The organism is Sphaerospermopsis reniformis (assembly GCF_005402885.1).
GTDB classification, from domain to species: Bacteria; Cyanobacteriota; Cyanobacteriia; order Cyanobacteriales; family Nostocaceae; genus Sphaerospermopsis; species Sphaerospermopsis kisseleviana.
Map to the genome: position 1 here is coordinate 1 of NZ_BJCE01000184.1, position 11,072 is coordinate 11,072.

The window sequence follows — 11,072 nt, forward strand, 5'->3', positions numbered from 1 at the left end:
TTTTGGTTCTGGAATCATGTCACTTATCAATTCATACTGGTCACGAGTCAGATTGCTGGGGTATGCTTTACTCATGTTGCTCACAGGCGTGCTGTCTATTCACTATTCACAGCTTATACTGAGAGAGATTTTTTACATCCTTTCCGACTTTTCAAACATCCTCTTAGACCGTGCAGTTTTAGTTCCCACCGTAATAGGTGGAGACTTGGCATTTTTTCCAGAGGTAAAGTGAAGCAATTGTATAATTATTGAATGTCATAATAAGTAGGTAGGCGTTAAAATTTATCGTTATGGCAAGGCAAAAGTCAAGAGGCAAAAGGCAAGAGGGAAGAGACTTTCAGGGGATTTACCTTTTGTAACATACCTCGGTTTTTTCAAGCCGACTTACTTAGTATATTCTTTATTTGGTGGACGCAGGGAAAGTAAATCTTGGGGTGAAGCTAAAAGTTTGATTTTAGCTTCTAGAATTTCCTGTTGTGGGTTGAGGATAAATAACCATAAAACATTAACACTACACCAAGAAGTGTGTGCTTTACCTGTAACTTGAATTTGGATTTTTTGATCTGCTGAATTTTCAATAATTCCTTGGTGGGGTTCGGCTTTAATGTCTTGCGCTTCTTGATGGAGATAGGAAGCGATCGCATTTCGTCCCATAACCGCAGACTCCAAAGGTGGATACATCAAACCATCTTCAGTAAATAATGCCGCAGTATTTGTAAAATCACCTGCGTTTAAAGTGGTAAAATAACGCAATATAGTTGGTTCTGTAATTCCTTCAATAGTAATATTCATATTTTTAACTGCTGGGAATGGGGAATTGGGAATGGGGAATTGGGTTATTAACTTCCCCCTGACTCCTGACTCCTAAAAATAAATTATTCCCAAGTAATTACCTGGGAATAAAATTGTAAAAAGACATTGAGGTTGGAAGAATATCAGCAATTAGTCAGCTAAAGGATCAACACCCATTTCTGTAACTACTTTGCGGAAAACTGTAATTTGCTGACCAAAATCTAATTCTTTGAGAGTTTGTAAAACTTGTGCGCCATCACGGGAAATCTGATAACCTGGTGGTACCGGTACTACAAAACCTTTTGCCATTAATTCTGCTAATTCGTACCAGAAAGCTAACTTAGTGTTAGCACTGAAAATACCGTAAGAGCGAGAAACTTGAGTATTTTTTTGACCAGCTAAATCACGCATCGCTTCTAACTGCTCTGCATGAGACATTTGTTTGATTTGATTCAACAAACCTTCTGCCAGTTGTAATCTAGCTGCACCTGTAGCGGCTGGGGTAATGGATTTACCCATTTCTGTGTATGCGTACCACAAAACTGCTAGTTGGTCATCAATGCTGAGGGCTTTAAATACAGCAATGGTTGAGGTGACAGTATCAATTGTTTGGTTGCTGTAGTTTAAAGCACCAGAAAAGCGGGTTGAAGCTGAATCAGAAGTGAAAGTCATTATATTCACCACAGTTTATTAACTAAATTTGTTGTTAATCAGTGGGAGGTGGGCATCACTCTGGGTTGCTTGACCTCTTGTCAACTATTTTGCATTATTTCTTAACAAAATGCAAATAAAATTTACAAATCATAGAGTTAAGGAGAACAAATAAAAAAAATGATGATATTGTGTATAATGTCAAAGCAATTTTTCTGATTAACCCCTTTGAGGTAAAAAATTACTCCTAGTCTTGCTTTGTGTACTTTGCGTACTTTGCGGTTCATTAACACAAAAAACTTAGCAACTACACCAGGAAGGAGTGTAAACATGAAAAAGTGTAGCTTAACTAGTAGTGTCATCAAAGAGAAAGCCCAAGAGATAGGCTTTCACAAAGTGGGTTTTGCTGCGGTAGAAGGGGTAGACGCTACAGAAATTCAAAAGCTGCAATCATGGATAGCAATGGGTTATCACGCTGATATGGAATGGATGGGAAACCCAAAACGTCAGGATATTAGTTTGGTAATGCCAGAAGTACGATCGCTGATTTGTGTGGCGTTAAATTATTACACACCACATCAACATCCAGAAGGGGAAGAATACGCGAAAATTTCCCGTTATGACTGGGGAAGAGATTATCATAAGGTACTGCACAAGAAACTAAAACAACTGGCTACCTGGTTAGAATCACAGGGTGAAGGTATAAAAGCCAGATATTATGCAGACACCGGACCAGTACAAGATAAAGTTTGGGCGCAAAAAGCTGGTATTGGTTGGATTGCCAAAAATGGTAATCTCATTACAAGAGAGTATGGATCTTGGGTATTTTTAGGAGAAATATTAACTAATATTGAGTTAGAGAGCGATCGCTCTGCTACCCAACATTGCGGTAATTGTACAAGATGTATCCAAGCTTGTCCTACTGCTGCAATTACTCAACCGTTTCTAGTCGATGCTAACAGGTGCATTGCTTATCACACTATTGAAAATCGAGCAGAAACATTACCAGAAAATATTAAAACTAACTTGCATGGATGGGTTGCCGGTTGTGATATTTGTCAAGATGTATGTCCGTGGAATCAGCGTTTTGCTCAAATAACTGATGTTACAGATTTTCAACCATATCCTGAAAATTTAGCACCCAAACTGGTAGAATTAGCACAAATCACAGATGAGGAGTGGGATAGACGATTTACAGCATCAGCTTTGCGACGCATTAAACCCAAAATGTTACGAAGAAATGCCCGCGCTAATCTTGACTCATCTAAACTAAAAAATGACTCGAAAAGTAATCATCTTTGATTTTGATGGCACAATTGCAGATACAGTAGATGCTCTTGTAACTATTGCCAATCGGTTAGCTGTAGAGTTTGGTTATGTACAAATATCTGCTAATGAACTGACTCTATTAAGGAACTTAACCTCTAGAGAAATTATTAGATATTCAGGTATATCTTTGTTTAAGATACCTTTTTTAGTGAAAAAAGTTAAAGGGGAATTAAAAAACAAAATCAAAGATTTAGAATCTATACCAGGAATTAAAGAAGCACTTACAGAACTCAAAGATAAAGAATATAGATTGGGAATTATTACTTCTAATTCTCAAGAAAATGTAAGTGCATTTCTCAAATGTCATGATTTAGATTATTTATTTGAATTTATTCACTCAGGAGTAACAATTTTTGGGAAAACAACTATAATTAATAATGTATTAAGACAAAAGCAAATCAAACCACAAATAGTAATTTATGTGGGAGATGAAACCAGAGATGTAGAAGCAGCCAAAAAAGCTAATATTAAAGTAGTTGCTGTTACTTGGGGTTTTAATTCTCCTGAAGCACTAGCTAAGGAAAATCCTGATTTTTTAATTAATCATCCTAGTGAACTATTAGAAGTAATCAAAAATTGCTAAGAGGTTGTTTGAAAACTTGAGAATCTATTGAGTCTCAAGGAACAATAACAGGGGATGTCAAACGCATTCCTACTTGGCCTTACCAACTTTTATCAGTAATCAGTCATTAGGGTTTGCCGAAAATATAAAATTATTATGAGAGCGAGAATTGAAAATAATGTTTTATTTATTCACCATGAGGATGTACCAGAATTTAAAAAAGGTAGTTCGGTGGTCAGAAATTCTTATTTTTGGGCTTTACGTTCTATTGCTGGTCGTGCTAGACGTGGTAGTGATTGGGAATATGAGTTTGAGGTTTGGTTAGCGTTGGCGCGGATGTTGATGTCTTTTACTGAGTCGGGATATTTGGGATATAGAGAAACTATTTTAGAGTTTCCCTTATCCCAAGGTGAGATTCCTAGTATTTTACGGGATGTGGGAACTTGGGAATAACGAAGGCAAGAGGCAGAAGGCAGGAGTCCGTTTTTGTCAGGGGTATTTATACCCCACTTCAAAAAATTTTCGCCTTTAAATGCGTGGTTGTATACCCGATGTTTATGATACTTTGCGAAAAGAATATTGTGGGTTTGAATATTAAGAAATAGGTTCAAAAACCATTTGGGGTATTAATATTTGATCTTGGATTTTTCCAACTCCTAAAAAGCGGTTGTCTTGTTCATAAACTCTTACTAAATCTGAAATTTCGAGATTTACAGGAACTTTCTGTCCTTGACACCATTTTTTGGCTAATGTGTCTGGTAGGCTTACGGGTGATAGTTGTTGTAATGCTGCATCTGAGGAGATGGTTTGAAATGTGCCGGTTTGCAGTTGGTTTTCTATGTCTGTGAAAGTGAGGCTGTTTTCTAAGTAAAATCCGCTGCTTTCTGTTCTGGTTAAGGCGGCGAGGGTTGCTCCTGTGTTTAAAAGTATGCCTAAGTCACGGGCGATCGCTCTAATATATGTTCCTGCACCACAGGCGATCGCCAAATCCAATTCCGGGAAATCACTATCACGCCAGTCTAAAATCTCTATTTTTAATACTTCTACCGTTCTCACTGGTGCTTGCACAATTTCTCCTTGACGTGCTAAATCATACAGACGTTTACCTTCAACTTGAATCGCACTATAACTAGGGGGAATTTGCTCAATTTTACCGATAAATTGGGGTATTTCGGTTTCTATGGCGGTTAATTTTAAGCCAGGACAAGGTTGAGAGGTGATAACTTCCCCTTGTAAATCATCAGTAGTAGTACGCACCCCAAAACGCACGGTAGCTTTATAAGCTTTTTCACCGGGTAAATATTGTAATAATCTGGTGGCTTTACCCAAAGCGATGGGTAAAACTCCTGTAGCTGCTGGATCTAAAGTTCCTGCGTGTCCCACTCGTTTTAAACGCAACAGTTTTCTGACTCGTGCTACGCAGTCATGGGAAGTCCAGTCATCAGGTTTGTTTAAATTGATAAAACCCTGCACAAATAATTCGTAATTGTTAATTAGAAATAGAGCCTACGGAACGCTGGCGCGAACGTAATTAATTATATAGCATTTTCTATTTAATTACAGTGTAGGAATAAAGAGTTAAACAAACAACATCACTAAAAAATCAACAAATGTAGTAGGGAAACACCAATATTTAATATCCAAAATCCCCATCTGACTATAGTTAAAGAGAGTTTTTTTTTGGGTATAGCTGGTTGATGATTATGCTCTAATATTGGTGCTAACTGTAGAGTGTTCAGAGATTTTACGAGACTTAAACCTAAAGATTGACTAGAAATAGTTTGAGCATAACCAGCGTTGAGGTAGGGAAGATATTGTGGTTTTTGATATACAAAAGTTTGGAAAAAAGGCAAACTTAAAGAATTGATGTAAGCACGCGATTGTGAAGCATTACCAACCATGTCTGGGGGTAATGCTATTTGTTGACTTCCAGGGTTACTATTACCAATGCTAGAAAAATGAGTTGCACCAACAAGCATAACAAGATATTTGTGGGGATTAGTTAACCAAGAAAAAGGTAGGATTTGTTCATATAAAGCTGGTGCTACAGTATCTTCACTGCTACCAATAAACATCACAGGAGTTTGCATTTGATTTAAACCAGATTCACCAAATATAGAACTGGTGATGGGGTTAACAGCTATCGCGGCTTTTATTCTCTGATCTCGTAAATTAATATTCTCTTGTTGTGTAGATTTATTTTGCAATTCCAAAGCGCGACATTGCAACAATAAAGACATATTCCAGGTATCTTGTAGCTCATCTGGTTGACAATCTTTTTGTAGTTGTTGAAAGTTGATTTTTGCCCCGGCTAAAGCTAATGCAGTATAACCACCAAAAGACTGACCAAATATTCCCACTTGTTGCAGATTTAATTTACCTTTAAATTCACCATCAGACTGGTTAGCTTTTTCTAGTTTATCTAATATATATTTTATATCTAAAGGTCTATTAATAAATTCATTTGCTTCTTGTAGTTTCCTATTATTTCTATTGTTGAAAAATAGATGAGGATGATTAGGGACGACAACGGCAAATCCATGAGATGCTAAGTGTTTGGCTAAATAACGAAAGTTACTGCTATCTAAACCCAAGCCGTGAGAAATCACAATTACTGGTGTGGTATTTTGAAGATTGGGAATATAAATATCCGTTAATAAATGTCGATCTCTGGTGATATCAAAAAATTCCAGCGTAGATTTTTTAAATGTAAAAATACCAGGATTTTGTAAATTTGCTAAGAAGGATAAATTTTTCTTGGGAATAGTAGCAGCTTCTATTTTTGATTGTTGTTGAAGTATGGCGATCGCTTGCTGAGTTTCACTAATTATATTTTCCAGTTCACCAGCTATCTCTAAGCTATCAGCTAAGTTAAGACGAATACTACTGCTAGGATAATTGCGTAATAAATTTAATAACGTTAATCCTTCTGGTTCCCCAGACGCTGAAATAATCGCAGTACGTAAATCCTCAATCTCTGAATCATTTTGAGGAGATTTAGCTGTAATTAATTTAGCCAAACGTTGCAGCATAAATTCCCCTTGCTGGGTGTGGAGAAATTGTGACGCAACTGCGGGAGTAATTTTGACATTACTAAGTAAAATTTTGCGTAATTTTTGCAGTTTATCAGATGAAATATATTGTTGATAAACTGCTAATTTATCATCAATTATTCCTGTTTTTGTATAGGTTTCTAAACTCATCACAGGAATAGGAATTTCCAGGATAGAATAAGCAGCGTAAATTTGCTCTGCTGCCATCACAGAATTACTCATTCCAAATGTTGGCAGCAACATTGAAAGCACCAGCAATAAGAATTTTTTTTTCCAGCTGCTGGAAAAGTTACCAAACAAACTATTCATCGCTCAAATGTTTCCGTGATGTTGTCTAGCGAGGCGTTAAATTTGGTAGTTATTCAAACACCCTGTTGATTAATTTATATACTATTGATTACATCTGTGTTCTGGATAGTTTTGAGCTTTTTTTGTCTGCTGAAATAAAAATTTAGCTATTCAATCATTAGAGCAATTTGTACCTAAATGGATGTGGGTCTATTGATTTATATAGATATATATTGAAAATTTTAGTAAATAAAAAAAACTCTTGCCTCAGTGTTTATGATGTAGCTTTCTAGAGTAAATAAATCTAAACCTTGTGAAAATTTTTGTAAAAATTATGTTTTTTGTATTGCATGAGACTGCAAAATCAAATATCTTTGTTTTTGAACAGTAACTCAACATTAAAAAACCTCAGACTCAAATCATCGACTTCTTCAAGAAGTCAGGGATCTATCCACAGATTATTTTACGTTTAATTATGTTGATCTATTTAGAGAAGAACTATTTGAAAAAACTTCGGAAATTCTGAATTTTCCAGTAAATTCTATTTTGCAGACTTACCCAAGGCGATCGCCACTGAACCAGAAACAACTAATAAAGCGCCAATAATTCCTATTAAGGTAATATTTTCTGGGGGAATAAGCTGGGGAAAAATACCCGCTACCAACTCCACAGCTATTAAAGTGACAATGGGAGCTAAAGCTAAAACTGCACTGACTCTGGAAGCTTCCCAATGTTCTAAAGATTCAGCAAAAGAACCATAAGCAATTAAAGTATTTAAACCACAAAATAATAACATTGATAAATGCAGAAAATCGAGATTAAAAATTTTATAGACTTTGGTAAATGGCGTAAATAATAAAGCACAGCCGCCATAAATAATTAGCATAATATGATAAGATGATAAAGATTGTAATAGTTGCTTTTGTGCCAAGGCATAAATAGCCCAGCAAACAGCACCTAATACAAGTAATCCACTACCTACAAGATATTGTCCTTGGGCTGTAATTAAATTGGTAATTTGAGCTTTAAAAAATAATAAAAACCCTAAAGTTAAGACACTAACACCAAACCATTGCCATAATGTATAACGTTCTCTAAAAATAACTAAACCCCCAAAACCTAATAACACAGTAGATAACTGAATAATTACTTCTGCATTACTGGCAGTTGTTAATGCTAAACCTTGCATGAAGAGAAAATAATTACCTCCCAAAAATATTGTCGCTATTGCTAATAATTTTCCCGAACTAGAACGTAATTGTTCGATTGTTGGTAATTTTTTTTGTACAAACAAATAAATTGCCAGCAATATAAACGACATCAAAAACCGAAACCAAATAACGGTATAGACATCTAAAACTTGTAGTGTTACCTTTAAGGCAATTGGTAAAATTCCCCATAAAAACACCGTAAGTAACGATAAACTTAGTCCTAAACGCCAGCGGCCGGAAGTTTGATGTATCATATTAATTTCATGGGATTATTTATCATATATTTTAGGTTTGGGAATGGGGAATAGGAAAAAAGTGATTATGAGTCATTAACCCGTGATGATATCATTTTGTTAAAAGAATACAAGGGGAGCATCCCAAATGTGTAAATTTATTTTTATCTAACGACATAAAATGATCCAAGGGTCTGATATGATTGAACCGCAAAGGGCGCAAAGGACACAAAGGTAAGAGAGTTAAGCGAGAGTTTTTGGTGTGGGTGCGTTTATTTTCGCAAAATTGGTATGCTCCCAATACAAGTGAGATCACCTGCGGATTCAGGATTGAAGAATAGATAATTACTTCCTGCCATTGATTATGTGATCCGGGTATATTTTAACATGATTAATCATTAGTAATTCATAATTCACAATTTAAAACATCATTTACAAGGGTTTGATTCCCTGTACTGCTTTCAGCGGACTGGTTTCAAGTAGATTTTAAATCATTATTTGTCACCTAATTATGAATTATTAATTATCAATTATGAATTTTTCATATTACTCCTTTAACATCTCTAATAACTGTGCCTCATTTAACTGTTTAATTCCTAAAGATTGCGCTTTTTCTAATTTAGATCCTGCATCAGCACCTACAACTAAAAAATCAGTTTTTTTACTCACAGAGTCAGTGACTTTCCCACCAGCTTTTTGAATTAATGCTTTTGCTTCATCGCGTTTTAAATTAGGTAAAGTACCCGTTACCACAAAGGTTTTACCTGCAATATTGGGATTAATTTCACTTGTTATTTTCGGTGTTTCGATGTTAGCTAATTGTAACCCAATGGCTTGAAGACGAGAAATTAAAGTTTGATTTGCACTGATGCGAAACCACTGAGAAACTGATTGGGCAATTTCTGCACCGATACCATAAACACCTTCTATATCAGATTGTTTTGCAGCGGCTAATTTTTCCACGGTGGTAAATTTCTCGGTTAATAATTGGGCGTTGACGCTACCTACATGACGAATGCCTAAACCATATAATACCCTGGACCAAGGTTGATTTTTGGATTGAGCGATCGCACTGATTAATTTTTGCGCTGACTTTTTCCCCATCCTTTCTAATGCACATAACTTGTCTTCTGTCAATTCGTATAAATCGCCAACAGAATGGACTAAACTTTTATCTACCAGTTGATGCACCAGTTTTTCACCCATTCCTTTAATATCTAAAGCATCCCGACTTACCCAATGTTCAATCTCTCCTTTGAGAATGGCAGGACAGGAAGCATTTACACATCTAGTAACAGCTTCTCCTGATTCTCTCACCACCGGTTGACCACATACAGGACAATGGGTAGGCATGATAAAAGGTTCGGTATTTGCAGGGCGTAGTTCTTTAATTACCCGTACTACTTCCGGGATAATTTCCCCAGCTTTGCGAACAATGACAGTATCACCAATGCGGATATCTAATTGCTGAATGCGATCGCTGTTATGTAAGGTAGCACGGGAAACAGTAGTACCTGCTAATTGTACGGGGCGCATTTCCGCCAAAGGTGTTAATGCTCCGGTTCTGCCTACATTGACAGTAATATTTTCTACACGAGTAGGCGCTTCCTCGGCTGCATATTTGAGAGCGATCGCCCAACGGGGAAACTTCTGTGTAAACCCTAGTTGTTCTTGCAGCTTAAAAGCATTCAATTTTACCACCACCCCATCCGTCATATAGGGTGAATTTAGCCGTTCCGTGTCCCAATATTGGTAATATTCCGCAACTTCACTGAGAGAATGACAGAGTTTATGATTAGTATCAACGCGAAAGCCTAGCCTTTGTAACAATTCCAAAGCTTCCCATTGGGTATTCGCAATACTGGCATCATCCAAACCAGGAATATGCAGAGTATAAGCAAAGAAATCTAATTGACGTTGGGCAACAATACGCGGATCTAACTGTCTTAGCGTACCAGCTACGGCATTACGCGGATTAGCAAATAACTGTTCACCTGCTTTTTGCCTTTTCTCATTAATTTGTTTAAACACTTCCAAAGGTAAAAATACCTCTCCCCGTACTTCCACCTTTTCAATTTCTGCCAAACCGTCAAAATTCAAACGTAAGGGAATAGAGCGAATAGTCCGCACATTTTGGGTAATATCTTCACCCATCACCCCATCACCCCTAGTTGCACCTCTTACCAGAATACCATTTTGGTAAGTCAACGCCAAAGCCGCACCATCAATTTTCAATTCCGCTACATAGTCCGCTTCCCCCAGAGAATACTGAGGTGGTAGGTGTCGCTGCCAACGTTGATCCCAATTTTGCAACTCTTCAACATTAAAAGCATTTTCCAAACTATATAGAGGTATATTATGCCGTACTGATGTAAAATGAGTTGCTGGTCGTTCACCCACACGCTGAGTAGGACTATCAGGAGTGATTAATTCTGGATATTTCGTTTCTAATTCCTGTAATTCTCGATACAGTCGGTCATAAACCGTATCTTCCATTATTGGTGCATCGAGGACATAGTAAGCATAGCTGGCTTGTTGTAATAAACGTCGCAATTCTTCTACACGTTTAGCTTCAGGGTGGGTTTGGATCATAAAACTCATAGCAAAATATCTAGTAAATAATTAATAATTATCCGATACAAAAAAGCTAACTAATGCTAACAAAAGTTGGCTTTTTCTTCCTGTTTCACCCTAGCAGTGTCGGCACTATCTAGTCCACAGGCTAACACGATCAATCTGACCGCTTCTTTTTTTAAATTAGTCGCAGCGTTTAAATCTCTGTCAATCTCAAAGCCACAACTATCACATTTAAACACTCTTTGAGACAATGACAGTGATGATTTCTTTTCTCCACAACTTGAGCAAGTCTTGCTACTGGGATAATATCTATCCACAATTACTAACTTACTACCATACAGTTGTGTTTTATATTCTAGCTGCCTTCTGAATTGAT

At 36.7% G+C, this 11,072-nt stretch carries 11 protein-coding genes; 4 read left to right on the forward strand and 7 right to left on the reverse strand.

Annotated features, from left to right (window positions below; genetic code table 11):
- Positions 1-232, forward strand: a 232-nt coding sequence (locus tag FFR48_RS29560; protein ID WP_236104127.1) for a hypothetical protein, incomplete at its 5' end; no start/stop codon positions are given.
- Between the two features lie 152 nt (positions 233-384).
- Here the strand turns inward: FFR48_RS29560 and FFR48_RS20360 are convergent.
- Together FFR48_RS20360 and FFR48_RS20365 are read right to left on the reverse strand one after the other, a co-directional pair.
- Positions 385-792: a nuclear transport factor 2 family protein gene (locus tag FFR48_RS20360; RefSeq protein WP_096572500.1), complete on the reverse strand. Its 408-nt coding sequence runs from the start codon at positions 790-792 to the stop codon at positions 385-387.
- Positions 793-942: 150 nt separating this feature from the next.
- Positions 943-1,464, reverse strand: a complete 522-nt coding sequence (locus FFR48_RS20365) for an orange carotenoid protein N-terminal domain-containing protein (RefSeq protein WP_137668631.1) — start codon at positions 1,462-1,464, stop codon at positions 943-945.
- Between the two features lie 309 nt (positions 1,465-1,773).
- Here FFR48_RS20365 and queG point away from each other — a divergent pair, with 309 nt between their 5' ends.
- From queG to FFR48_RS20380, 3 genes are all read left to right on the forward strand, one after another.
- On the forward strand, positions 1,774-2,745 hold the full coding sequence (gene queG, locus FFR48_RS20370; protein ID WP_137668632.1) for a tRNA epoxyqueuosine(34) reductase QueG: 972 nt from the start codon (positions 1,774-1,776) through the stop codon (positions 2,743-2,745).
- Positions 2,720-3,355, forward strand: a complete 636-nt coding sequence (locus tag FFR48_RS20375; RefSeq protein ID WP_137668633.1) for an HAD-IA family hydrolase — start codon at positions 2,720-2,722, stop codon at positions 3,353-3,355. The genes queG and FFR48_RS20375 overlap by 26 nt, the downstream gene beginning before the upstream one ends.
- A gap of 135 nt (positions 3,356-3,490) precedes the next feature.
- Positions 3,491-3,787 carry a hypothetical protein gene (locus FFR48_RS20380; RefSeq protein ID WP_096572906.1) on the forward strand — a complete coding sequence of 99 codons (297 nt, stop codon included), beginning with the start codon at positions 3,491-3,493 and terminating at the stop codon, positions 3,785-3,787.
- A gap of 141 nt (positions 3,788-3,928) precedes the next feature.
- Here the strand turns inward: FFR48_RS20380 and truB are convergent, their stop codons facing one another.
- The 5 genes from truB to FFR48_RS20405 form a co-directional block, all read right to left on the reverse strand.
- Entirely contained in the window at positions 3,929-4,807 is an 879-nt protein-coding gene (gene truB / locus FFR48_RS20385) for a tRNA pseudouridine(55) synthase TruB (RefSeq protein ID WP_137668634.1), read from the reverse strand.
- A gap of 122 nt (positions 4,808-4,929) precedes the next feature.
- Positions 4,930-6,696, reverse strand: a complete 1,767-nt coding sequence (locus tag FFR48_RS20390; RefSeq protein ID WP_137668635.1) for an alpha/beta hydrolase — start codon at positions 6,694-6,696, stop codon at positions 4,930-4,932.
- Between the two features lie 520 nt (positions 6,697-7,216).
- On the reverse strand, positions 7,217-8,140 hold the full coding sequence (locus FFR48_RS20395) for a DMT family transporter (protein ID WP_190650848.1): 924 nt from the start codon (positions 8,138-8,140) through the stop codon (positions 7,217-7,219).
- A gap of 525 nt (positions 8,141-8,665) precedes the next feature.
- Entirely contained in the window at positions 8,666-10,711 is a 2,046-nt protein-coding gene (gene ligA, locus FFR48_RS20400; RefSeq protein ID WP_137668636.1) for an NAD-dependent DNA ligase LigA, read from the reverse strand.
- Positions 10,712-10,776: 65 nt separating this feature from the next.
- Positions 10,777-11,072 (reverse strand): zinc ribbon domain-containing protein (locus FFR48_RS20405; protein WP_137668637.1); only part of this gene is annotated, 296 nt, incomplete at its 5' end.